This is a genomic window from Arthrobacter sp. 05L421 (assembly GCF_056397785.1).
In genome coordinates, this window is sequence record NZ_JBFTOC010000007.1 from 155,063 (window position 1) to 178,720 (window position 23,658).

The 23,658-nt window shown below is 68.1% G+C and carries 21 protein-coding genes; 8 read left to right on the forward strand and 13 right to left on the reverse strand.

The genetic code is table 11. The annotated features are described in order from the left end of the window. Positions 1-76: 76 nt before the first annotated feature. The 4 genes from pstB to pstS form a co-directional block, all read right to left on the reverse strand. Positions 77-856 (reverse strand): phosphate ABC transporter ATP-binding protein PstB, encoded by a 780-nt coding sequence (pstB, locus tag AC1DKQ_RS10835; RefSeq protein WP_229995114.1) that lies wholly within the window; start codon positions 854-856, stop codon positions 77-79. Between the two features lie 49 nt (positions 857-905). After that, positions 906-2,015 carry a phosphate ABC transporter permease PstA gene (pstA, locus tag AC1DKQ_RS10840; RefSeq protein ID WP_476884201.1) on the reverse strand — a complete coding sequence of 370 codons (1,110 nt, stop codon included), beginning with the start codon at positions 2,013-2,015 and terminating at the stop codon, positions 906-908. Further along, positions 2,016-2,948, reverse strand: coding sequence for a phosphate ABC transporter permease subunit PstC (gene pstC, locus AC1DKQ_RS10845; RefSeq protein WP_476884202.1), 933 nt, complete (start codon positions 2,946-2,948; stop codon positions 2,016-2,018). It abuts the gene before it with no gap. Positions 2,949-3,144: 196 nt separating this feature from the next. Then, complete coding sequence (gene pstS, locus AC1DKQ_RS10850; protein ID WP_476918986.1) at positions 3,145-4,266, reverse strand: phosphate ABC transporter substrate-binding protein PstS; 1,122 nt, start codon at positions 4,264-4,266, stop codon at positions 3,145-3,147. Between the two features lie 248 nt (positions 4,267-4,514). On the opposite strand from pstS, the gene AC1DKQ_RS10855 reads away from it, so the two are divergent. The 4 genes from AC1DKQ_RS10855 (at position 4,515) to AC1DKQ_RS10870 (ending at position 10,007) form a co-directional block, all read left to right on the forward strand. Continuing rightward, positions 4,515-5,642 carry an FUSC family protein gene (locus AC1DKQ_RS10855; protein WP_476918987.1) on the forward strand — a complete coding sequence of 376 codons (1,128 nt, stop codon included), beginning with the start codon at positions 4,515-4,517 and terminating at the stop codon, positions 5,640-5,642. 80 nt (positions 5,643-5,722) lie between these two features. Then, positions 5,723-7,096, forward strand: coding sequence for a DNA repair protein RadA (gene radA / locus AC1DKQ_RS10860; protein WP_277525347.1), 1,374 nt, complete (start codon positions 5,723-5,725; stop codon positions 7,094-7,096). A gap of 64 nt (positions 7,097-7,160) precedes the next feature. After that, complete coding sequence (locus tag AC1DKQ_RS10865) at positions 7,161-9,356, forward strand: copper-translocating P-type ATPase (RefSeq protein WP_476918988.1); 2,196 nt, start codon at positions 7,161-7,163, stop codon at positions 9,354-9,356. 15 nt (positions 9,357-9,371) lie between these two features. Then, positions 9,372-10,007 (forward strand): class I SAM-dependent methyltransferase, encoded by a 636-nt coding sequence (locus AC1DKQ_RS10870; RefSeq protein WP_476918989.1) that lies wholly within the window; start codon positions 9,372-9,374, stop codon positions 10,005-10,007. Between the two features lie 234 nt (positions 10,008-10,241). On the opposite strand, the gene AC1DKQ_RS10875 is transcribed toward AC1DKQ_RS10870, so the two are convergent. Together AC1DKQ_RS10875 and AC1DKQ_RS10880 are read right to left on the reverse strand one after the other, a co-directional pair. Beyond that, on the reverse strand, positions 10,242-11,444 hold the full coding sequence (locus tag AC1DKQ_RS10875) for a fatty acid desaturase family protein (protein ID WP_476884207.1): 1,203 nt from the start codon (positions 11,442-11,444) through the stop codon (positions 10,242-10,244). Between the two features lie 13 nt (positions 11,445-11,457). Then, the gene (locus tag AC1DKQ_RS10880) at positions 11,458-12,540 is read right to left on the reverse strand and encodes a ferredoxin reductase (protein WP_476918990.1); all 1,083 of its coding nucleotides are present in this window, start codon (positions 12,538-12,540) and stop codon (positions 11,458-11,460) included. A 97-nt stretch (positions 12,541-12,637) separates the two neighbouring features. On the opposite strand from AC1DKQ_RS10880, the gene AC1DKQ_RS10885 reads away from it, so the two are divergent. Beyond that, the gene (locus tag AC1DKQ_RS10885) at positions 12,638-13,846 is read left to right on the forward strand and encodes a PucR family transcriptional regulator (protein ID WP_476884209.1); all 1,209 of its coding nucleotides are present in this window, start codon (positions 12,638-12,640) and stop codon (positions 13,844-13,846) included. 30 nt (positions 13,847-13,876) lie between these two features. Here AC1DKQ_RS10885 and AC1DKQ_RS10890 read toward each other — a convergent pair whose 3' ends face one another. Beyond that, positions 13,877-15,235: a protein kinase domain-containing protein gene (locus AC1DKQ_RS10890; RefSeq protein WP_476918991.1), complete on the reverse strand. Its 1,359-nt coding sequence runs from the start codon at positions 15,233-15,235 to the stop codon at positions 13,877-13,879. Between the two features lie 175 nt (positions 15,236-15,410). Beyond that, a complete protein-coding gene (locus AC1DKQ_RS10895; protein ID WP_476884211.1) occupies positions 15,411-17,024 on the reverse strand; it encodes a peptide chain release factor 3 in 1,614 nt (537 codons plus the stop codon). 332 nt (positions 17,025-17,356) lie between these two features. On the opposite strand from AC1DKQ_RS10895, the gene disA reads away from it, so the two are divergent. Next, complete coding sequence (disA, locus tag AC1DKQ_RS10900; RefSeq protein WP_018774911.1) at positions 17,357-18,433, forward strand: DNA integrity scanning diadenylate cyclase DisA; 1,077 nt, start codon at positions 17,357-17,359, stop codon at positions 18,431-18,433. A gap of 57 nt (positions 18,434-18,490) precedes the next feature. On the opposite strand, the gene AC1DKQ_RS10905 is transcribed toward disA, so the two are convergent. Further along, on the reverse strand, positions 18,491-19,216 hold the full coding sequence (locus AC1DKQ_RS10905; RefSeq protein ID WP_476918992.1) for a hypothetical protein: 726 nt from the start codon (positions 19,214-19,216) through the stop codon (positions 18,491-18,493). Between the two features lie 275 nt (positions 19,217-19,491). Between AC1DKQ_RS10905 and AC1DKQ_RS10910 the strand changes: the two genes are divergently transcribed. Then, positions 19,492-20,328, forward strand: coding sequence for an HhH-GPD family protein (locus AC1DKQ_RS10910; protein WP_476919014.1), 837 nt, complete (start codon positions 19,492-19,494; stop codon positions 20,326-20,328). 16 nt (positions 20,329-20,344) lie between these two features. Beyond that, complete coding sequence (locus AC1DKQ_RS10915) at positions 20,345-20,842, forward strand: hypothetical protein (RefSeq protein ID WP_476918993.1); 498 nt, start codon at positions 20,345-20,347, stop codon at positions 20,840-20,842. A gap of 78 nt (positions 20,843-20,920) precedes the next feature. On the opposite strand, the gene dhaM is transcribed toward AC1DKQ_RS10915, so the two are convergent. From dhaM to AC1DKQ_RS10935, 4 genes are all read right to left on the reverse strand, one after another. Further along, on the reverse strand, positions 20,921-21,592 hold the full coding sequence (gene dhaM / locus AC1DKQ_RS10920; protein ID WP_476918994.1) for a dihydroxyacetone kinase phosphoryl donor subunit DhaM: 672 nt from the start codon (positions 21,590-21,592) through the stop codon (positions 20,921-20,923). Next, positions 21,589-22,221 (reverse strand): dihydroxyacetone kinase subunit DhaL, encoded by a 633-nt coding sequence (gene dhaL, locus AC1DKQ_RS10925; RefSeq protein ID WP_476918995.1) that lies wholly within the window; start codon positions 22,219-22,221, stop codon positions 21,589-21,591. Before dhaL ends, dhaM begins: the two co-directional genes overlap by 4 nt. Positions 22,222-22,223: 2 nt before the next feature. Next, complete coding sequence (dhaK, locus tag AC1DKQ_RS10930; protein WP_476884216.1) at positions 22,224-23,225, reverse strand: dihydroxyacetone kinase subunit DhaK; 1,002 nt, start codon at positions 23,223-23,225, stop codon at positions 22,224-22,226. Positions 23,226-23,385: 160 nt separating this feature from the next. Next, positions 23,386-23,637 carry a hypothetical protein gene (locus tag AC1DKQ_RS10935; protein WP_476918996.1) on the reverse strand — a complete coding sequence of 84 codons (252 nt, stop codon included), beginning with the start codon at positions 23,635-23,637 and terminating at the stop codon, positions 23,386-23,388. Between the last annotated feature and the right edge of the window lie 21 nt (positions 23,638-23,658).

Here is a 23,658-nt window from a genome sequence, read left to right on the forward strand (position 1 = left end):
TACGCCGAACTATTCGCCCGCCCGTGGAGTGTGTCAAGGAAATGGGCGGGGTCCGGGTGCTAGGAAGCGTCGCGGGTTATCCGAAGCGGCCGGAAACGTAGTCCTCGGTGGCCTTCTCGGTCGGGTTGCTGAAGATCGTCGGGGTGTCGCCGAACTCGATCAGCTTGCCCGGCTTGCCGGTACCCGCGATGTTGAAGAAGGCCGTTTTGTCCGACACGCGGGCCGCCTGCTGCATATTGTGGGTCACGATCACCACCGTGTACTGGTCCTTGAGCTCGTTGATGAGGTCCTCAATGGCCAGCGTCGAGATCGGGTCCAGGGCGGAGCAGGGCTCGTCCATGAGGATCACCTGGGGCTCAACGGCTATCGCGCGGGCAATGCACAGGCGCTGCTGCTGGCCACCGGAGAGTCCGGAGCCGGGCTTGCCCAGACGGTCCTTGACCTCGTTCCACAGGTTCGCCCCTTGCAGGGAACGCTCCACCAGGACATCGGCCTCGCCCTTGGAGATCTTCGTGTTGTTCAGCTTCACGCCGGCCAGCACGTTGTCCCGGATGGACATGGTGGGGAACGGGTTGGGGCGCTGGAACACCATGCCGATCTGGGAACGGACCGTCACCGGGTCAACGCCGGGGCCGTACAGGTTGTCACCGTCCAGCAGCACCTCGCCTTCAACCCGCGCACCGGGGATGACCTCGTGCATGCGGTTCAAGGTGCGCAGGAAGGTGGACTTGCCGCAGCCTGAGGGGCCGATGAAGGCCGTGACGGACTTGGCCTCGATGTTGATGTTGACGTCTTCGACGGCCAGGAATTTGCTGTAGTAGACGTTCAGGTCCTTGACGTCGATGCGCTTAGACATGGTGTTCCTTCACTTGCTGGAGGTATGGGCGGCGGGGCGCGGGGGTGGCCTAGCGGCCTGTCTTGGGGGCGAACATGCGGGCAATCAGGCGGGCGCCAAGATTGAGCAGCATCACCAGGATGATGAGCACCAGGGCCGCGCCCCAGGCCCGCTGGGAGGACGGATCCGGGTTGGACGGCGAGGTCGGGTTCAGGATTTGGGTATAGATGAACGTCGGCAACGAGGCCATCCAGCCGCTGAACACGTTGGTGTTGATGGTGGTCGCGAATCCGGCGGTGACCAGAATCGGCGCGGTTTCGCCGATCACGCGGGCGATCGCCAGGGTGATGCCGGACGCGATGCCGGAGATCGCCGTCGGGAGAACCACTTTGAGGATGGTCCGCCACTTGCGGACGCCGAGGGCGTAGGCGGCCTCGCGGAGTTCGTTGGGCACGATCTTGAGCATTTCCTCGCTGGAGCGGACCACCACCGGGATCATCAGGACCGAGAGTGCGACGGCGGCAACGGCGCCCGTCTTGGTGCCCGGACCGACCAACGCGAAGAAGGCGGCAGCGGCGAAGAGGCCAGCGACAATCGAGGGAATGCCGGTCATGACATCCACGAAGAAGGTGATGGCCCGGGCCAGTGCGCGGTCCTCGCCGTACTCCACGAGGTAAATCGCGGTCAGCAGGCCCACCGGGACCGAGATGATGGTGGCGAGCACCGTGATCAGCAGTGTGCCCATGAGTGCGTGGTAGATGCCGCCCAGCAGGGGGGCGCCTTCCTCGACGGTCTTGTTATCGAAGGCGCCGGTGACGCCGTTCATGGAGGTGGTGAGGAAGCCGGGGTCCAGGAGCCCGGGGAGCCCGTTGACCAGCACGGTCCAGATCACCGAGAACAGGGGCAGCAGGGCAACCAGGAAGGCTCCCACCACCAGGCACGTGGCCAACTTGTCCTTGGCCTTGCGGGCGCCTTCCACAACCAGGCTCCAGCCCACCAGGCCGGCGGCGAAGAGGATGGCGGAGACGATCCCCCAGCCGAAGGCGTTGAAGCCGATCAGGGCCAGGATCGCGGCGCCGAGGACCAGGGCAACGGCCAGGACGATGTACGGCGCGGCCTTGGGCAACTGGCCCTTGGTCAGTGCCGAACGCTTGCGTACCGGGGTCAGGGTGGAGGTCATTTAGTTGGCTCCCGAGAATTCTTTGTGCCGGGTGATGATCCCGCGGGCGATCATGTTCACGCCGAGGGTGATGACGAACAGCACCAGGCCGGCGGCGATCAGCGTGCTGACCTTGAGTCCGCTGGCCTCGGGGAAGTTCAGGGCGATTTCGGCGGCGATGGTCTGGTTGCCGCTCTGGATCAGGCTGGCCGTGAGGGCTCCGGAGGATAGGACCAGCGCCACTGCCATCGTCTCACCGAGGGCACGGCCGAGTCCCAGCATCACGGCGCTGATGATTCCGGGCCGGCCGAACGGCAGCACGGTCATCCGGATCATTTCCCAGCGGGTGGCGCCGAGCGCCAGCGCGGCCTCTTCGTGCAGCTTGGGGGTCTGCAGGAAGATTTCGCGGCTCAGGGAGGTGATGATCGGCAGGACCATGACGGCCAGCACGATCCCGGCCGTGAGGATGGTCTTGCCGGTGGCGGAGGCGGGACCTTGGAAGATCGGCAGCCAGCCCATGTTGTTGGCCAGCCAGTTATAGGCCGGGGAGATTTCCTTGGCCAGGAACGCAACGCCCCAGGCGCCATAGACCACGGACGGGATGGCGGCGAGCAGGTCAATGACGTAGCCCAGGCCGGAGGCAAGCTTGCGCGGTGCGAAGTGCGAGATGAACAGCGCCACTCCGATGGCGATCGGCGTCGCGATCGCGAGTGCTATCACGGCGGCGATGAGGGTGCCGATAACGAGCGGCCAGATGTAGGTGAGGAATCCTTCGCCGCCCTGGATCTTGTCCGGCGAGGCCACGAGGGCCGGGAAAGCCTGGATGACCAGAAACAGTGCCACGCCGAAGAGCACGACGAGGATCAGACACCCTGCCGCCAAGGCGGCAGCGGAAAAGACTTTGTCACCGGTGTGGCCTGCGCCCCGGGACTTGGTCAGGGAGGTGGTGGTCACTTCACGGTCCTTCGGTTTGGATGGGGATCCGGGTGCCGGTTGCGGAGGCCTCCGCGGCCGGGGTCCGGCAAATCTTGATGTTTGGAACAAAATGCATTGGTTCCCTGCCCCGGTTGGCGATCTGCGATCGCTTTCCCGGGACAGGGAACCTTGGTCAGGCTCGTGTTTCCACTATGCCTCGCGGTGCAGCGTATCCCTAGGCCTTGCCCTTGACGGCCTCGAGGGCTGTCTTTACCTTGTCCTGGAGGGTCTTGGACAGCGGCGCCGACTTGGCGGAGTCGGCCGCGGCCTTCTGCCCGGCGTCGGAAGCTGCGTAGGTGACAAAAGCCTTGACCAGGTCAGCGGTGGCCTTCGTGTCGTAGCTCGTGCAGACGATGTGGTAGGACACCAGGACGATCGGGTAGGCGCCGGCGACCGTGGTCTTGCGGTCCAGCTTGATGGCGAGGTCGTTGGCGTTGCGGCCTTCAACCGGCTTGCCCTGGTCGACTGCCTTGGAAGCAGCCTCGGCGGAGATCTTCGTGAAGGAGTCGCCGACCTTGATCTGAGCGGTGCCGAGCTTACCGCTCACGGCAGAGTCGTCGGCGTAGGTCACGGCACCGGAGGTGTCGGTGACGGTCTTGACCACGCCGGAGGTGCCCTTGGCGTTCTCGCCCTTCAGGCTCGCGGGCCAGATTCCGGAAGCCTTGTCGGTCCAAACCTCGGGCGCGACAGCGGACAGGTAGTCCGTGAAGTTGGTGGTGGTGCCGGAGTCATCCGACCGGTTCACCGGGGTGACCTTGAGGTCCGGCAGCTGAACGCCCGGGTTCAGTGCCGCGATGGCGGGGTCGTTCCAGTTGGCGATCTGGCCGCGGAAGATCTTGGCAACGGTGGCAGCGTCGAGCTTCAGGTCCGTGATGCCAGGCAGGTTGAACGCCACGGCGATCGGGGAAATGTAGACCGGGAGGTCGATGGCACCGTCGGGACCGCACTTGTCCTTGGAGCTGGCGAGCTCCTCGTCCTTGAGGTAGGCATCGGAGCCGGCGAACTGGGCCGAGCCGTCGAGGATCGCCTTGCGTCCGGCGCCGGAACCGTCCGGGGAGTACTGCACGGTTGCACCCGGGTTCGCGGAAGCGAAGTTGGTCTTCCACACATCCATGGCCGCGCCCTGGGCGGTGGAACCGACGCCGGTCAGGGTGCCCGTGACTGCGGGACCAGAGGCGGACGGCGCGGCGGACGAGGGCGTGTTGGTTGCGTTGTCCGAACCGCATGCGGTCAGCGCGAGTGCGCCGACGGCGATAACAGCGATAGCCGCGTTGCGGCCGAAGCGGAGTGCCTTCACTTAGATGTACCCCTTTCAGGGCTTTGCGTGCCGGGCCGGAGATGGCCAGCAGGGATGCGTACGGGTTTGTACCTTTACCGACCGTAGGCGGCCCAGGTGAAGAGAATTGCGGACCAAAGTGAACAGCCGGTTAACGACGCCGGGCTATTGGCTTACATCTGCCGGGCACCCATTGTGTTCTGTGCGTCACAGTCGTATCGCCCCCAGCCGTGAACGCCCGCCCCCGGGCAGCAAATAGACTGGAGCGCATGGCCTCCGCGACTGGACTCTCCGCAAGCGCACGATTCCTGCGCGTCCGGGTCCGCACCGGCTTTGTCCGGAGCCGCAACTCACTGGGCCCGGCCATCCAGATGACCGCCTGCGCGGTCAGCGCCTACGCGTTCGCCGAATACGTCCTGGGCCACTCCGGACCGTTGTTTGCGGCCACGTCATCCCTCATTGCCCTCGGCTTTTCCCGCGACCCCAGGCTGCGCCGCGTCATCGAGGTGGGCCTGGGCTGCACGCTCGGAATCGTGGTCGGGGACCTGCTGCTGCACTGGCTGGGCTCCGGAATCTGGCAGGCCGCCGTCGTCCTGCTGTTCTCCATCCTGCTGGCCAGGTTCCTGGACAGCGGGACCATCTTCACTACCCAGCTGGGCCTGCAGTCAGTGCTCGTGGTGCTCCTGCCCGCGCCGGTGGGCGGTCCCTTCACCCGCAGCATCGACGCCGTGGTGGGCCTGGTGTTCGCCCTCCTGATGACCGTCCTCGTTCCCAAGGACCCCCGGCGTGAACCCCGCAGCGATGTCAAGAAGCTCCTGCATGAGCTCGCCGAAGTGCTGCGGGAATGCTCTTCGGCGCTGACCTACAGCGACTCCACCCAGGCCTGGCATGCCCTGATCCGGGGGCGGAACTGCCAGCCCCTCGTCGACGCCATGCGGCAGTCCCTGCGCGCCTCCGCCGAGGTGGCCACACTGGCCCCCGCCTACCGGCGGCACCGGGAAGAGCTGGACCAGATGGAGCAGTCGCTGGACTACATCGACCTCGCACTGCGCAACAGCCGGGTCTTTGCGCGCCGCCTGACCAGCGCCATCAATCATGCGGCGCTCTCGGACGAGGCCACCCAGAACATCGCCGAGGTCCTCCAGGACACGGCGGCCGCCGTCGACGAGCTCTCGCTGGGCCTGGCGGAAGTCCACGACGGCGCCCGCCGCGCCCACCTGCGGACAGCCCGGACCGAGCTGCGGGAGATCGCCGTCCGCCTGCATCCGCGGATGCTGGACGTCCAGTTGCTCGAGGGCGAAACGGTGGTCATGCTGTTCCGCCCGCTCATGGTGGACCTGCTCGAGGCCGCCGGCGTGGATTCCAAGGAAGCACGGGACATCCTTCCTCCGCTGTAACTGCCACGGCAGATGCCGCCTGAGCGCCGCTGACCCCGCTGGCGCCCCTGGTTGTCGCTAGCCACCGATAGTGTGGACCAATGGCTACGAAGACTTCCCGGGGGCCGAAGGCACCGGGCTACAAATGCGCCGAATGCGGCTGGACGACTGCCAAGTGGGTGGGCCGCTGCGGCGAGTGCCAGGCGTGGGGCAGCGTCGAGGAGACCGGCAACGCCGTCGCCCGGACGACGGCGGCCACGACGGTTCTGGAACCGGCCCGCCGGATCGCCGACGTCGACGCCACCACTGCCGCGTTCCTGCCCACCGGCGTGGACGAGCTGGACCGCGTGCTCGGCGGCGGGCTGGTGCCCGGCGCCGTCATCCTCCTGGCGGGCGAACCCGGGGTGGGCAAGTCCACACTGCTGCTGGATGTCGCGGCCAAGTTCGCCCGCACCGCGCAGGACGTCCTCTACATCACCGGCGAGGAATCCGCGGCCCAGGTCAAGCTCCGCGCGGACCGGATCGACGCCGTCGCCGAATCCTTGTATCTGTCCGCCGAAACGGACCTAGGGCAGGCCCTGGGTCAGGTGGAGAAGCTGGAACCGCGGCTCCTGGTGGTGGACTCCGTGCAGACTCTCAGCAGCGCCGATGTCGAGGGCAGCGCCGGCGGCGTGTCCCAGGTGCGCGAGGTCGCGGCATCCCTGATCGCCGCGGCCAAGCGCCGCAACATGACCACGCTGCTGGTCGGACACGTGACCAAGGACGGCTCCATCGCCGGGCCCCGGCTGCTGGAGCACCTTGTGGACGTCGTTTGCCAGTTCGAGGGCGAACGGCACTCGCGGCTGCGGCTGCTGCGCGCCGTCAAGAACCGCTACGGACCCACCGACGACGTCGGCTGCTTCGATTTGAATGAAGACGGCATCGAGGGCCTCGCCGATCCCAGCGGACTGTTCGTCTCCCGGACCAAGGAGCCCGTTTCGGGAACCTGCATCACGGTCACGCTGGAGGGCCGCCGGCCGTTGCTGGCCGAGGTCCAGGCCCTGCTGGCCGAGAGCGCCAGCTCCCAGCCCCGCCGCGCCACCAGCGGACTGGACAGCTCGCGCGTGGCCATGTTGCTGGCCGTCCTGCAGCAGCGCGCCGGCTGCCTGCTCAACAAGGACGACTCCTATGTGGCAACGGTCGGCGGGGTCAAGCTCAGCGAACCCGCCACGGACCTCGCCGTGGCCCTGGCGGTGGCTTCCGCCAAGGCCAAAAAGCCGCTCCCCCAGCGCCTGATCGCCTTCGGCGAGGTGGGCCTGGCAGGCGAAGTCCGTCCCGTGCCCGGCATCAACCAGCGCATCCAGGAGGCACACCGGCTCGGGTTCACCCATGCCGTGGTCCCGGCCAGCCCCAACGGGCACGGACCGGTTCCCGCGGGCTTCTCGGTCCGCGAGGTCGGCCACCTGGCCGAGGCGCTGGGACTGCTGATCAGCTGACGCCCCTGTTTCGCGCAACCCCTTGCGCGCAATACCCCCAGGGGGTATGTTTGTGAGCCTGCAGATGACTGAACATCCTTCAGGAGCACGCACCATGGAACACCGGCACAGCAGCGCAGGCGCGGACCAGGGCATCCGGGCTCAAAGCCCGCACCGGCTGCCTCCTGGAAACCATGCAGCGGGCCCAGCCGTCCCCCCTGCCGCCCCCGCAGGCCCCGGCCCTGCCGGGGACGACCACACCGTGCACACCCGCGGCCAGCATGCCGGGCACAGCGTCGCAATGTTCCGGGACAGGTTCTGGCTGACGCTTGCCCTGGCCGTGCCCGTGGTCTTCTTCAGCCCCATGTTCGCGGACCTCCTGGGCTACGAGCCTCCCGCCTTTCCCGGCTCAGCCTGGATCCCGCCGGTATTCGGCACAGTGATCTTCGTTTACGGCGGCCGACCGTTCCTCACGGGCGGCCTCGCCGAACTGAGGACGCGCAAACCGGGGATGATGCTGCTGATCGCCATGGCCATCAGCGTCGCCTTCATCGCCTCCTGGGTGACCAGCCTCGGCATCGGCGGTTTCGATCTCGACTTCTGGTGGGAGCTGGCGCTGCTGGTCCCCATCATGCTGCTGGGCCACTGGATCGAGATGCGCGCCCTCGGCTCGGCCCAGGGCGCCCTGGACGCGCTGGCGGCGCTGCTGCCCGACGAGGCAGAACGCGTCACAGCCGCCGGCACCGAGACTGTAAGCCTCGCAGAGCTCCGCGCCGGAGATACCATCCTGGTCCGCCCCGGCGGCCGGATGCCGGCCGACGGCACTGTCAGCGGCGGCCAGGCCGACTTCGACGAATCCATGATCACGGGCGAATCGAAAACCGTCCTGCGGGCCCCGGGCGATCCCGTGGTGGCCGGCACCATCGCCACGGACAACTCGGTGCGGGTCAGGGTGTCAGCCATCGGCGAGGACACCGCCCTCGCCGGGATCCGCCGCCTTGTGGCCGAGGCGCAGGCATCCTCCTCCCGCGCCCAGGCCCTGGCAGACCGGGCCGCGGCGTTCCTCTTCTACTTCGCCGCAGGCACCGGCGTCGTGACCTTCATCTTCTGGACCCTGATGGGCAGCGTAGGCGACGCCGTCACCCGCACCGTGACGGTCCTCGTGATCGCCTGCCCCCATGCGCTCGGCCTGGCCATCCCGCTCGTCATCGCCATCTCTACCGAGCGGGCCGCCCGGGCGGGCGTGCTGATCAAGAACCGGATGGCGCTGGAGCGCATGCGGACTGTCGACGTCGTGCTGTTCGACAAGACCGGAACCCTGACCAGGGGCGCGCCGGAGCTCAAGGAGGTCGCCGCCGCAGGCGCGGGAACAGCAACCAGCCAAGACGCCGCCGAGAATACAGTGCTGGGGCTCGCGGCCGGCGTGGAGGCTGACAGCGAACATCCCCTGGCCCGCTCGATCGTTGCCGCCGCCCGGGTACGGGGACTGCCGATACCGGCGGCGGACGGGTTCACCTCGCTGACCGGACGCGGAGTCCGCGCCACGATTGATGGCCGCATGGTCCAGGTGGGCGGCCCAGCCCTGCTCCGCGAGCTCGGATTGCAGGAACCGCCGGCCTTGGCCGCCGCCACCGCCGCCTGGCTGGAGCGTGGGGCCGCGGTGCTCCACGTGGTGGACGGCGGCACGGTCCTGGGCGCTGTTAGCCTCGAGGATGCCGTGCGGCCCGAGTCCTATCAGGCTGTCCGGGCACTCCAGGCACGCGGCATCAAGGTGGCCATGGTCACCGGCGACGCCCGACAAGTGGCGCACGCTGTCGCCGCCGGGCTCGGCATCGATGAAGTGTTCGCCGAGGTCCTCCCCGCCGACAAGGACAAGAAGGTCGCGGAACTGCAGGGCCGCGGACTGAAAGTGGCCATGGTGGGCGACGGCGTCAACGACTCCCCCGCGCTGGCTCGGGCGGAGGTGGGGATCGCGATTGGCGGCGGCACCGACGTGGCAGTGGAATCCGCCGGTGTGGTCCTGGCCGGCAACGATCCGCGCGCAGTGCTGTCGATGCTCAAGCTTTCCAGCGCGAGCTACCGGAAGATGTGGCAAAACCTCGTGTGGGCCACCGGATACAACATCATCTCGGTGCCGCTGGCGGCCGGGGTCCTGGCCTTCGCGGGAATCGTCCTCTCCCCCGCCGCCGGCGCCGTGATGATGTCGGCGTCGACCATTGTGGTTGCCCTGAACGCGCAGTTGCTGCGCAGGCTCAAGCTCAACCCGGCCGATCCCGGCTGACCGGAAGGAATTCCCATGCCGGAAACGAACCGCCGCGAATCGTCGTTCGGGGCATCCTATGCCCGCGTGGGTCCGCGGATGGATGCCCGCGGGGCAACGGAGCACCGCCGGCGGCTCGTGGAAGCGGCGCACGGCGTCGTCATCGAAATCGGGGCGGGCTACGGGGCTACGTTCCCGTTCTACCCTTCCGCTGTGTCCAGGGTGCTGGCCCTGGAACCGGACCCCACGCTCCGTGGTCTGGCCCTCGCCGCCGCCAGCACGGCACCGGTGCCTGTCAGCGTGAAAGACGGAGTGGCGGAAGCGCTGCCGGCGGCGGATGCCTCGGTGGACGTCGTCGTCTCCAGTCTGGTGCTGTGCAGTGTGGCGGACCAGTCCGTTGCCCTGGCGGAGGTGGTCCGGGTCCTGCGCCCCGGCGGCTTGCTGCTGTTCTACGAACACGTCCGCTCCGCCCACCGCGTGCTGGCGGCCGCCGAAGACCTGGTCACCCCGCTGTGGAGCCGGGCGGCAGGCGGATGCCACCCGAACCGTGACACCGCCGCCACGATCGCGGCGGCCGGCCTCACTGTGCAGCGCCTCGAGCGCTTCGGCTTTTCGGTCCTCCCCGGCAACCCGAGGCTGGCCCACGTCCTTGGCGCGGCGAGCAAGCCCTGAGCCCGCCGCCGGGTGTGACGCTCCTGCCCAGTTACTTCGGCCTGCCGAACCGCTGCGGCGCGGATTTCCGGCGATTCCCGCTGCCGGGGGGACGTCGCGGGCCGGGTAACCGGGCGGGAGCGTCGGACCCACGGTGGAGGGACACGGCAAAGGGGCGCCTGCCGCGATGGCAGACGCCCCTCTGGTCAATCACTCACGCCAGCCAATCATTCAAGGCCGGTTGGGTCAGTGTGCCTAGGCCTTCTTCGGAGGCAGCGCCAATTTGAAGACCTTGGCCCAGGTGGAGCCGACCTGCTTCAGCAGCGGCCCGGTGGTGTACGGCAGCCCATAGCGCTTGCAGATCTCCTGCACCTTCGGGGCCACTTCGGCGTAGCGGTTCGATGGAAGGTCCGGGAAGAGGTGGTGCTCGATCTGGTGCGAGAGGTTGCCGCTCATCAGGTGCATGAACTTGGACCCGGAGATGTTAGCCGATCCGATCATCTGCCGGACGTACCAGTCGCCGCGGGTTTCGCCTTCGACCATCTCTTCGGTGAACGTGTCGGTGCCGTCGGGGAAATGCCCGCAGAAAATAATCGCGTGCGCCCAGACGTTCCGGATCGCGTTGGCGGTCAAGGTGCCATACAGGGCCTGCTTGCCCGAGCCGGTCAACATGGCGACGGCCGGTGTGGCGGCATAGTCCTTGGTGAATTGCTTCACGGCCTTGAGCCCCAGCGCCTTGAGGTCCCGGGTCATGGCCTCCTTGCTCTTCTTGCCCTCCTGGTAGTCAGGCAACTCAAGATCGTAGAGGGCGATGCCCCATTCGAAGACTGGCGCCAGGATCGCGTTATACAGCGGATTGCCCAGGTTGAAGGGCTTCCATTCCTGGGACGGGTCCATCCGCAGCAGGTTGTACCCGATGTCATTGTCCTTGCCCACGACGTTCGTCCACCGGTGGTGCAGGTCGTTGTGGGTGTGCTGCCAGGATCGCGTCGGGGTGACGAAGTCCCAGTCCCAGGTGGTGGAGTGGATGTCCGGGTCCCGCATCCAGTCCCACTGGCCGTGCAGGATGTTGTGGCCCAGTTCCATGTTTTCCAGGATCTTGGCGAAGCTGAGCATCGCCGTGCCGGCGACCCAGGCTGCTTTGTGCTTGCTCACCAGAAGGGTGGCGCGGCCGGTGATCTCAAGCCCGCGCTGGACCTTGATCACCCGGCGGATGTACGCCGCGTCGCTGGCGCCGCGCTTGGCGAGGATCTCGTCCTTGATGGCGTCGAGTTCGCGGCCGAGCTCGGCGACCTGCTCGTCAGAGAGGTGCGCCGCCGCGTCCGGACGGACCAGCGGGCTGCCGGACTCCGCTAGGGCACCGGGCCGCGGCTTTACGGCAGCGGACGCTTTGCTTTGCGAAGGGTTGCCCTTGGGAGCTTCCTCGGAAACGTCGGGTTTGTCGGAAACAATCGTCATGCGGTGGTACTCCTTAGAGGTCGAGGTTAACGGGTCCAGCGGCTGCCGAAACACACGTCTGAATTAGTTGGCCGGGCTCGCCATGGACTTCGTCCGTGCGCAGGTCACGAACATGGCCGGCCCGGAGTGGGATGAGGCAGCTGTGGCAGATGCCCATGCGGCAGCCGCTGGGCATCAGGATGCCGGCGTCCTCGCCGACGTCGAGCAGCGGCGTGTCGCCGTCGGCTTCGATTTCGCGGTCGGAGGCCTCGAACGTGACCAGGCCGCCGTCGTGTCCTTCCCCGCCGGCGAGCTTCGTGCTGAAGCGTTCGATCGTCAGTGAGCCTTCCACGGCCGACGGGGCTTCAGTGGCCTCGGCGGCTTCGGCTTCCCACAGCGTCTCGGCATCGTCGAGGAAGCCTTCCGGGCCGCAAGCGTACGCGGCGCGCTGCCGCCAATCCGGGCACAGCCTGTCCAGGTCGGCGGGGGAGGTGAAGTCCAGCCGGCCTTGCTCGCCGGTAAACCAGTGTGTGACCCGGAAGTTCGGAAACTGGTCGGCGAGCTCCGCGAGCTCTTCACGGAAGATGGTGTCCGCGGCGGTGCGGGCGGTGTGGATCAGGACGACGTCGGAGTCGGGACGGTGCGGGACCAGCGTGCGGATCATCGACATCACCGGTGTGATTCCGCTGCCGGCCGTGAGCATCAGCAGCGGACGGGGGTGTTCGGGCAGGACGAAGTCGCCTTGCGGAGGCGCCAGGAACAGGACGTCGCCGGGTTTGGTGCCGCGCACGAGGGCGCCGGAGACAGCGCCCATATCGGTAACAGTAATTGCCGGGTCCTGCCCGGCGGGGGCGCTGAGCGAATAGGACCGCCAGTGGCGGACGCCGTCGAGCTCGACGCCAATACGGGCCCATTGGCCAGCAAGGTGCGCTTGCCAGCCGCGGCCGGGACGGAAGAAAATAGTGGCGGAATCGGCCGTTTCTGGAACCACCCTCGTGACCACGCCGCGCAGTTGGCGGGCGGAGAAAACAGGATTGAACAGCGACAGAATGTCTTCTGGAGCTAGTGGGGTGGTCAGTAGAGATGCGGCGCGCGCCAGCTTACGGAGCCGGATCATCTATCAAGCTTATGTCAGTTTGCGTAATACATCTTCACCCAAGGCATACGATCGACACAAGAAAACTATCCCGCCGCAACAACTCATCGGATTGACCATGAACGCAGCCCCTGTTCCGGAGCCCTCTGGGCCCGCCCCCGCCCACGAACCTCCGTGGCTGGCACTGCCCCGGGAGGTCAGCGACATGCTGCGTCCCAGGATGCCCGGCATCGTCGAGGCGATCATCGAGGCCGTCCCGCAGCTCGTTCCGGCGTACGCCAGGCCGATTGAGGGGCGTTTCGGCCGGGGCCTGAGGCGGGGCGTTGCCGCTGCGCTGGACCGCTTCCTGCAACTGCCCGGGACCCGATTGCCGGCGTTGTCCGAGGAGAGCCGGGAGCTGGTGGCCGGGCTCGGCAGCGGCGAGTTCCGGCAGGGGCGGAGCATGGACGCGCTCCTGAGCGCCTACCGGATGGGTGCCCGCGTGACCTTCCGTGAGATGTCCAAGGTCTCGGTGGAACACCATCTGGGCCAAGGGGTCGTGGTGGACCTGGGCGAATCGATCCTGGCGTACATCGATGAGCTGTCGGCGGTCAGCGCCGAGGCCTATGCCTTTGAACAATCCGAACGCGCCGGAGCGGTGGACCGGCGCCGCACCGAACTGCTGGACCTGCTCCTGCTCGGCCAGGCCGACGAGGCAGCCCTGCGCCAGACGGCGGCGATGGCGGACTGGTCCCTGCCGCAGCGCATGGCGGTAGTGACACTTCCGCTGGACCGGGCGGCCGGGCTGCGGCTGCGCCTCGGGCCGGGAACCCTCGTGATTGAGCGTGAGACCGACGTCGTGGCGCTGGTGCCGGCGCGGAATTCGCGGTCCGCCCGCGAGGACCTGGATCGTGCCCTGAAGGGGCGTGGCGCTGCCGTGGGGCCGGCCGGCGGCTGGGAGCGGGTTCCGGATTCACTGCGGCTGGCTGTGCTGGCGGCCGCGGCGCTGCCTCCGCGGGAGGGGCCGGACGATCCCCCGATATGGGCGGACGAGCACCTGGCGCAGGTGATTCTTGGTGCGGAACCCTCGGCAATCACCGAGCTGGCCACCCGGCGGCTCGCGCCGCTGGAAGGGCTCCGGCCCGCGCAGCGCGAGCGGCTCGCCGAAACCCTGCTCTCCTGGCTGCGACACTGGGGCCAGCGGGCACCCGTGGCCGCCGAGCTCGGGATCCACCCGCAGACCGTGGGCTACCGGGCGGCGCAGCTGCGCGAGCTGTTCGGCGACGCCCTCGAAGATCCAACGGCGCGCTTCGAACTCGAACTGGCCCTGCACGCCGGGCGGCGGTAGGCGCCCCGCGGGCGCGGTGCGGCCCGCAGACTACCCGGCGAGCGCCCGCCGGCTGTGGAGCCGCAGCTCCAGGTCGTGCATCACGAGCGCTGCCAGGTCCTCCAGCGCAGCTGTGTCCTCATCGCTGAACTCGCGGGGCTCACGGTCCAGGATGCACAAGGTCCCCAGGTTGTAGCCGTCCGGGGTGCGCAGCGGCACGCCGGCATAGAACTGCAGGCCGAACTCGCCGGCCACGAGAGGGTTGGACAGCGTCCGGGGATCGTTGACGGCGTCCCGGACAATCCAGGCATCGCCCTGCAGGACGGCGGAGGCGCACAGGCCGGGGTCCCGGCCGATCTCCGTGACGTCCGTGCCGTGGTGCGCCTTGAACCAGATGCGGTCATGGTCCACAACGCTGACAATCGCCACGGGCACCGAGAACATGCGTGCGGCCAGCGCCGCGATCCGGTCGAAGGCGCCGTCCGCGGGAGTATCCAGGATCTGGTACCGCTCGACCGCCTGCATGCGCCCGTCTTCGTCGGTCAGCAGCGCGACCGCGTCGCGGCGGTGGCGTCCCGTGCCATAGATGACTTCCTGGCGCAGGGCCAGGGACACTTCCCGGGCCGGCGGGCGGGCCGCCGGATCCCTGTCCAGCATGGAAGTCAGCAGTGCCACCCACAGGGGCGCGAGCTCTTCGGGGATGTGCGGGTCCTGGAGCAGCCGGGCCAGGGCGGACTGGACCGGCGCGCCGGGGTACGCCATCTTCCCGGTAAGGCCTTCCAGGAGGACCAGCCCCAGCGAATAGACGTCGCTGGCGGGGCCGGCCGGTTCGCCGGCGGCCTGTTCGGGGCTGAGGTAGGCCGGGGTGCCGGAACTGTCGCCAGGGTCGCCGCAGTGGCGTTCGCGGATTGTGATGGCCACGCCGAAGTCGCTGAGTTTGGCGCGCGGGCGCCGGTCTTCGACGCTGTAGTCCACAAGCAGGATGTTGGCCGGTTTGACGTCCCGGTGGATGATGCCGTGGTGGTGGATGTGGGCCAGTCCGTCGGCGACATCGTGCCCGATCAGCGCCATGTGGGCTGCCGAGAGCGGGCCCTCGGCCGAGCGGCGTCGGAGGTCGGGGCCGCGGACAAGTTCCATCACCAGGTAGCTGAGCCTGCGGGCCGGGTCGCTCAGGTCTGTCCCGGCGTCGAACAGTGTCACAAGGGCGTGGTGGGCCATCCCTGCCAGGATCCGCACTTCTTCGCTTTGCCTGCGGGTCCGCTCTTCGTCCACAGTCCCGTCGCGGAAAAGTTTGACTGCCACTTCGCGTCCCAGGACCTCGTCTGTGGCACGGTACACACTCGACTGGCTGCCCCTGCCAATGAGCTCTTCGATCCGGTAGCGCCCGCTAAGCAGGAACCCGGGGTTCATGGTTGTCAAAAGGTTTACGTGGTCCCTCTAATGGGGCCGCCGCTGGAATCGGGGCGGATCAGTCCAAAGCCGGAAACTGATCCCGGCGCCCGCATCATAAGCAAGCTTACTTATGATAACGCGGAACCCGGATTTCGGAAGACGTCCCGGGGTTCTTTCCGTCCGGCCCTTGCCGCTATTTTGCGGGGTTGTGGGTCCCGATCGGCACCAGGGTGAGATCAGGGTGGTTCTTTTCGATCCGGCGCAGGGCCCAGACGTCGTTGAACAAGGCCAGATATTCCCCGTCGGAGCGCAACAGGACTTCGGCGCCGGGGACGTTGGCCAGCGCCGGCATGGCGTCGGCGGTCGAGATCCGGGCCATGGAATACGGCAGGCGTTCCAGCCGCATCGGGGCGCTGAAGTCGTGCGCCATGCGGTCTTCGACCACTTCGAACTGCATGGGGCCGACGGCGGCAAGGACGGGCGCCTGGTCACCGCGGATGTCGGAGCGGAGCACCTGGATGACGCCCTCGTGCTCGAGTTGTTCGATGCCGCGGCGGAACTGCTTGAACCGGCTCGGGTCCTTGGAGCGCGCCACCTGGAAGTGTTCCGGGGCGAACAGCGGGATCGCGGGGAACTCCACGGGCTGGTCCAGGAACAGGCTGTCCCCCACGCGAAGGGAGGAGGCGTTTACGAGGCCAACCACGTCGCCCGGGAAGGCCTCGTCGATCACCTCGCGTTCGCGGCCAAAGACCTGCTGGGCGTACTTGGTGGCGAAGGATTTCCCCGTTCGGGTCTGGGTGACCACCATGCCGCGCTCGAACATGCCGGAGCAGACACGGATGAAGGCAACGTGGTCGCGGTGGGCCTTGTTCATGCCGGCCTGGACCTTAAAGACGAATCCGGCGAAAGGGGCGTCGACAGGGCGGGGCTCACCTTCGACATCGGGCCGCGGGGCAGCGGGCGGGGCAAAGTCGACGAGGGCGTCGAGGATTTCCTTCACACCGAAGTTCAGCGCGGCCGAGCTGAAGAGGATCGGCGTCGCCTTGCCGGCGTGGAAGGCCTCGACGTCGAACGCCAGATTGGATTCAACGACCAGCCCCGCCTCGTCCACGGCATTCGACCAGTCATCTCCCTGGCTGGCCGCGGCCTCGTCCGGGGTGAAGTACTCGGTGAGGGCGATATTGGCCCCGGAGTTGTTGCGCTTGAACTGCGCGAAGCGGTCATTGCGCAGGTCCCAGACGCCGCGGAAGTCGCCGGAGATGCCCACGGCCCAGGTCAGCGGCATGGGCTGCAGGCCGGTGCGCTCGGTGATCTCGTCCATGAGGGCCAAGGCGTCCAGGCCGGGCCGGTCCCACTTGTTGATGACAGTGATGATGGGCAGGTTGCGCTGCTTGCAGACCTCGAAGAGTTTCATGGTCTGGGTTTCCAGGCCCTTCGCGGCATCGACCAGCATGACGGCGCAGTCCACGGCCGCGAGCACGCGGTAGGTGTCCTCGGAGAAGTCCGCGTGGCCGGGGGTGTCCAGGAGGTTGATGACGGTGTCCCGGTAGCCGAACTGCAGCGCGGCGGAGCTGATGGAGATGCCGCGGTCCTTTTCCATCTGCATCCAGTCCGAGACCGTCTCCTTGCGGTTGGCCTTGCCGCTGGAGGCGCCGGCAGTGCCGATCACCTTTGCGTGCAGCGCGAGGGCCTCCGTCAGGGTGGATTTGCCGGCGTCGGGGTGCGAAATGACCGCGAAAGTCCGGCGCCGGGCCGCCTGCTTGTGAATCTCCTGGACTCGGGCGGGGCTGGGGACTTCTTGAGACACGATGCTACTTTCGCTGCGGCTGTGGACGGGTCACGGCGCGGAGAGCCCGCGGTACACCCAAGGATCCAAGTTTATCGCAGGCCGCGCACCGCGCACGAAGCGGGCGGCCATTCAGCACCAAAATGCCTTCGCGGGAAGGACCTGGGACAGCCGTTCCGGAGGCTCCCTGCGGAACGCCGCAATGGACCACTTTAAGGCTTGCCTGTGCGGAAGTGGCTGTGCTTTACCTCTATCATGGGGAGAGCGGGGAACTGAGTACTTTTGATCCTGCCGGGGGACCCTGGAAACCGGCGCACTTGCAGGCTCTCGCCTGCACCTTTGAAGGGAAATCTATGGCTCGGAGCCCTGAAGATGCGCTGAAGGCCACCCTGGCCAGGGTGGCACCGGGCACCGCCCTCCGCGACGGCCTGGAGCGCATCCTCCGCGGACGGACCGGTGCGCTGATCGTGCTGGGCATCGACAGAACAATCGAGTCCATCTGTTCGGGCGGCTTCGAAATCGGCATCGACTTCTCCCCCACCCGGCTGAGGGAACTGGCGAAGATGGACGGTGCCATCGTCTGCGATAAGGATGCCAGTAACATCCTGCGCGCGGCGGTCCAGCTCGTCCCGGACTCGAGCATCGAGACGCAGGAATCGGGAACCCGGCACCGGACCGCGGAACGCGTGGCCATCCAGACGGGTGTCCCGGTCATTTCGGTCAGCCAGTCAATGCAGATCATCGCGCTGTACGTGCACGGGCTGCGCCACGTCCTGGAGGGCTCGGAGAAGGTCCTGGCCCGCGCCAACCAGGCCCTGGCAACCCTGGAACGCTACCGCTCGCGCCTGGACCAGGTGACCAGCTCACTCTCGGCCCTCGAAATCGAGGCCATGGTGACGGTCCGCGACGTCGCGGTCACGCTTCAGCGCCAGGAAATGGTGCGCAGGATCTCCGAGGAAATCTCCCAGTACGTCTTGGAACTGGGCGAGGACGGCCGCCTGCTCTCGCTGCAGCTGGACGAGCTCACCGTGGGCCGCGGCCCGGGCAGCGACGTCATCATCCGCGACTACTCGGGCCCGGCCGCAACCGCGGAGGACATCGACAAAGCGGTCAAGGCCCTCGTCAGCCTGGGCCCAACCGAGCTGATCGACCTGGGCAAGATCGCCGGAATCGTTGGCTTCGCCGGCGGCGAGGCTAACCTCGACGCCGTCGTGCAGCCGCGCGGCTACCGCCTGCTCTCCGGCCTCAAGGCCGTGCCGAAGGCCGTCGCCGACCGGCTCGTTGACCACTTTGGCGGCCTGCAGTTCCTGATGGCGGCAACAATCGATGACCTCATGACCGTGGACGGGATCGGAGACCAGCGCGCCAGGACCGTCAGGGAGGGCCTGAGCCGAATGGCCGAGGCCAGCCTGCTGGACCGGTTCCTCTAGCCCTAGCCCCCTCCAACACCCTTCGATTGCTCCCCACTCGACGGGGGATTAGCGGGGTTAGTTGAGTTGGAACACGGCCTTGGGGCTGGTTTTGTTCGCCAGCCGGGCGGTGAAGACATAGTAGGCGCCACCGGCTCCGGGCTTGGCGTCGACTGGTTCGCAGCCCTGCACTGTGCGGTTGCGCTGCCACGGGAAGTTCGCGGTCTCGCTCTTGCCCGGGGCAATGGTCTTCATCAGGTCCGTGCTCTCCGCCTGACAGTCCTTGGAGGAGAAGATCCGGTCCGAGCCGCTGGTGATCATGTACTCCATCTGCGATGTGCCGATGTTGACCTCGCAGGGCAGCTTGTTGTTGTTGGTCACAGTGAGGCTCAGCAGCGGCTTCTCGCCGGCGGCATAGATCTGTTTGTCGGTGGCAGCCGTGACGACCACCAGATTCTGCTCGCAGCCATCGCCCGAGGTGGCCGTGGATGAGGCCGAAGGATCCCGGGACGCCGTAGGGCTCCCCGACGCGGACGCAGTCGGCTGGCTTTCCTGCGCTGCGGCCCCTGAAGGCTGGTCGCCTGATGAGGGGCCGTCGCCCGGGCCGGCACTCAAGGCGCTCGAGAGTGCGACGAAGCCGCCGAAAGCCACAGCGAGAACGAGCAGCAGGACCACGCCCGCGATCAGCCGGCGACGGCGGTACACCGGGCGGAGCGGGGGTCGTCCGGATTTCCGGCCGGATCGTCCTGGGGGCGAACCTTTCGGCCGCGAACCACCCGTTCCTGAACTGCCTTGCCTAACCATTCTTCTAGCCTAGAGAACCGCGCGGGCTATGGCGCCCGACCACGCCGCGGGACCTGACGCCGTCCCGATCCGTTACCCCGATCTATTACGCTGAATGGATCGAAACTCTAACCCCAACGCCCCCAGTATCCGCCGCGGCGCAGCGGGAGCCCCTGCCCGCCGGGCCGGGCGTCCACGCCCCGGATCTCCCCGCCCTCCATGCCGCCTTGGACGACTGGTTCGCACTTAATGCCAGGGAACTGCCGTGGCGGGCCGCGGAGTGCACACCCTGGGGCGTGCTGGTCAGCGAGGTCATGCTCCAGCAGACGCCGGTGGTCCGGGTCCTGCCGGTCTGGGAGGAGTGGCTGCGCCGCTGGCCGGAACCGTCCGCGCTGGCCAGCGAACCCGCCGGGGAAGCCGTCCGGTCATGGGGCCGGCTGGGGTATCCCCGGCGCGCCCTGCGCCTGCACGCGGCTGCCGTGGCCATCAGGGACAGCCACGGCGGGGCCGTCCCCGGCGCCTACACCGAGCTCCTGGATCTCCCCGGCGTGGGCAGCTACACGGCCGCGGCCGTCGCGGCGTTCGCCTATGGACGCCGGGAAACGGTGGTTGACACCAATATCCGCCGGGTCCATGCGCGGCTGGTCTCCGGTTCTGCCTTGCCGGCGCAGGCCTTGACCGCTGCCGAAATGCGGCTGGCGGCGTCCTTGCTTCCCGACGACACGGCCGCCTCGGTGCGCTGGAACGCCTCCGTCATGGAACTCGGCGCCCTGGTCTGCACGGCGCGGACCCCCAAGTGCGGCCAGTGCCCAGTCCGGGAGTCCTGCGCCTGGCTGGCGGCCGGCGAGCCCGCGCCAACGTACACGCCCAAGAGACAGGCCTGGCACGGCACGGACCGGCAGGTCCGCGGCGCCGTGATGGCCGTCCTGCGGGTAGCGGCGGACCCCGTGGCGCCGGTGCTGTTCCACCACGCTGCCGCGGACTTGGGCTTCGAACCCCAGGGAATCGGGATCCCGCTCGCGGCCCTGCACCGGCTCAATGCGGCTCCCGAGCAGCTGGAACGGGCGCTGGCCGGCCTGCTGGGCGATGGCCTCGCGGAACTGCACCGGGGCGGCTTCCGGCTCCCAGGCTGAGGATCTACGCTGGAGCATGCGCAAGCTGGCGGCCGCGGCCGCTCTGGCCCTCACCGCCGTCCTGGTAGCCTCGTGCCGGGCGGAGGCCGCCTGCCCGGCGATCGGCCAGGCGCCCGTCGTGACCGTCACCGTCGCCCGAGAGTATGCCCCGTCAGTGCGTGCCATCCACCTTCGGGCCTGCCAGGACGGGCGCTGCAAGGAAGCGGACCTGGAATTGGTGCCCGGGGGCACGGCCGTGGACCAGGGCTGTGAACCGGTTCGCTACGGCGGCGACGGCGTCTGCTCGGCCACTTCGTCGCCCAACGGCACCCTGACCGGCATGCTGATGATGGAGACGCTGACGGCCAGCCGCATCGAGGTGACGGCCACGGGCACGGATAGTGCCGGGAACCCGCTGCCGGCACGGACCGCGGCCTTCACACCCCGGGCTGCGCAGCCGTTTGGAGAGCAGTGCGGTACCTTCGTCAGCGCCGGCGTGGTGCTGGACGCGGCCGGCCTCCGGCAGGCACCCTAGCCGCGGCCGCCTGGCCTGCCAACCCCGCCCTGCCAGACCCGCCCGCCCTGCCAGACCCGCCCCGAAAAATCCAGGCCGCTACGGTTCGCCGAACCCCGAGCCGACCAGGCGTTCCAGGTACCCGACCGCCTTGGCGGCGTCCGGGCCGCTGGCCTCCACATGCAGGATGGTTCCCTTGCCGGCAGCAAGCATCATGAGCTCCGTCATGGAGGCACCATCGGCACCATTGACGGTCACGTCGGCGTCCATGGCGGACAGGCCGCCGGCTATCTTCGCCGCCGGCCTGGCGTGCATGCCGGCCTGGTTGACGAGCTCGAAGTCCCCTGTGGCATCCGGCGGCTGCTGGTGCAGATGCTCGGCCTCCGCGGGGTGGGCCGGGGGCCGGTAGACAGCCTCAGCCGCGTCCTTCACCGCCGCCGCTTCGGCTCCGGCCTGGGCAGCCACCGCGGCCGCCACCAGTCCTTCCACCAGGGGCGCGTCCGCCAGCAGCACGGATCCCGGATCGGCTGCGAACTCCGCTGCGGATTCGGCCGTCATCACCGCGGATCCGAGGTCGGCGAGCACCACCACCCCGTCACCGGCGGCTTGCTCCAGCGCCGCCATGACCTTCTCCAGGCTCGTGCCGATGCGGCCGTCGTCGGTGCCACCGGCGGGGAGGATCAAGACGTCGGGGGCCATCTGCGCGGCGAGCTCGGCGGCGCCGTCCGCGATCTTGGCGCTGTGCGAGACCACCACCAGCCGGACTGTCACTCGGTCGCTCCGGCCGCGGCGCGCAGGATCAGTGCACTGGAGACCGCTCCGGGGTCGCGGTGGCCGATGCTGCGCTCCCCCAGATAGCTGGCGCGGCCCTTACGGGCGAGCATCGGATCCGTGGACACGGCGCCGGCCTCGGCGGCCTCCGCCGCGGCGAGCAGCACCTTCCGGACGTCGCCGTCGCCAGCCGCGGCAGCGGCTGCGGCCGCCTCGATCGCGGGCGTCCAGGCATCCACCATCGTCTTGTCCCCCGGCTCGGCCTTTCCGCGGGCGACGATCCCGTCGCGGGCGGCCTGCAGCGCGGCCGCCAGGGTGGCGGCGTCGACGTCGGACGTGTCACCGAGTGCTGTGGCGGCCCGCAGGAACGCGGTGCCGTACAGCGGGCCGGCCGCGCCGCCAACCTTGGACATCAGCGTCATGGCCGTCAGTTTCAGGGCCGCTCCCGGGGTTTCCGGCGGCGCCTCTGCAACCTTGTCCATCACGGCCTTGAAGCCGCGGTCCATGTTCTCGCCGTGGTCCGAGTCCCCGATGGGCCGGTCCAGCTCGATCAACTCCACCCGGTGTTCCGCCATGGCCTGCGCTGAAAGGGTCAGCCAGCGCACGGCCCAGCCGACGTCCAGCCCCATGGTCAGACGCCCCAGCGGAGGGCCGGAGTGTGCACGGGAGCGTCCCAGAGCGTCGCCATTTCATCATCGAGGCGCAGGACGGTGATGGAGCAGCCCTGCATCTCCAGGGCGGTGATGTAGTTGCCCACCAGGGACCGTGCCACCGTGACGCCCTGCTCGGCCAGTCTCTGCGCCGCCCGGCGGTACACGATGTACAGCTCGCTGGCCGGGGTGCCGCCCATGCCGTTGACGAACAGGAGCACCTGGTCGCCGGAGCTAAGCCCGAGATCGCTGACCACCGGGTCCAGGAGGCGGTCGGTGATGCCGTCGGCGTTTTCCATGGGAATTTTCTGCCGGCCCGGCTCGCCGTGGATGCCGATCCCGATCTCGATCTCGTTTTCCTCGAGATCAAAGCTGGGGACCCCCGCGTGCGGAACGGTGCAGGCGGACAACGCCACGCCCATGCTGCGCACGTTCTGGTTGACCCGGTCACCGATCGCGGCGACCGCGTCCAGGTTGTCGCCGCGTTCGGCGGCCGCACCGGCGATCTTCTCGACCAGGACCGTTCCGCCGACGCCCCGGCGGCCGGCCGTGTACAGCGAATCCTGCACGGCGACGTCGTCGTTGACCAGGACAGTGCGGACCTCTACGCCTTCGGCCTGCGCGAGTTCGGCGGCGGTCTCGAAGTTCAGAACGTCGCCGGTGTAGTTCTTCACGATGTGCACGACGCCGGCGCCGGAGTTCACGGCCAGCGTTGCCGGCAGTATCTGGTCGGGGGTGGGCGAGGTGAACACGGCGCCCGGAACGGCGGCGTCGAGCATGCCCAAGCCCACGTACCCGCCGTGCAGCGGCTCGTGTCCGCTGCCGCCGCCAGAGACGAGCCCGACTTTCCCCGCCACTGGGGCGTCCTTGCGCACGATGTATTTCGGGTCGGGAAAAACGGTCACGAGGTCGGCGTGTGCAAGCCCGAACCCTTCCACTGACTCGTCGACCACGGCTTTGGGATCATTGATGAGTTTCTTCATGGCGGTGCTCCCTGGATGGTGTCCTGGCTGCTTGCTTAGACCCTACTACCGGGGCACGGCCGGCGGTAGGCTCCTGATTCCCACTGCCCGGGGCTCCCTGGCGGGGCTGCGAATCCAGGCCGGAGGGTGTTGCGTTGCGTTCCCTGGTCCTGCGGATGCTTCAGGCTTGTTTGTCGGCCCACGCCGGGAAGTGCGGCCACGCGTCGACGCCCAGCCAGGAGAACGGCGGAGCGGCGTGCCGGCCGATACGGGTGCGGGACGTGGCCGGCGGGCCGGCCGCGGCAGGCGCAGGGCCAGCGGTTTGTCCCGCCACGGGACCACCCGTGCCTGGCGACGAGCGGTTGGTGGATTCTGCCGGTGGCGCTTCCAGCGGCTGGACCGGCGGCACTGCCGGAGCGCCGGCGATTGTCATTTGGAAAGCTGAAAAATCGGG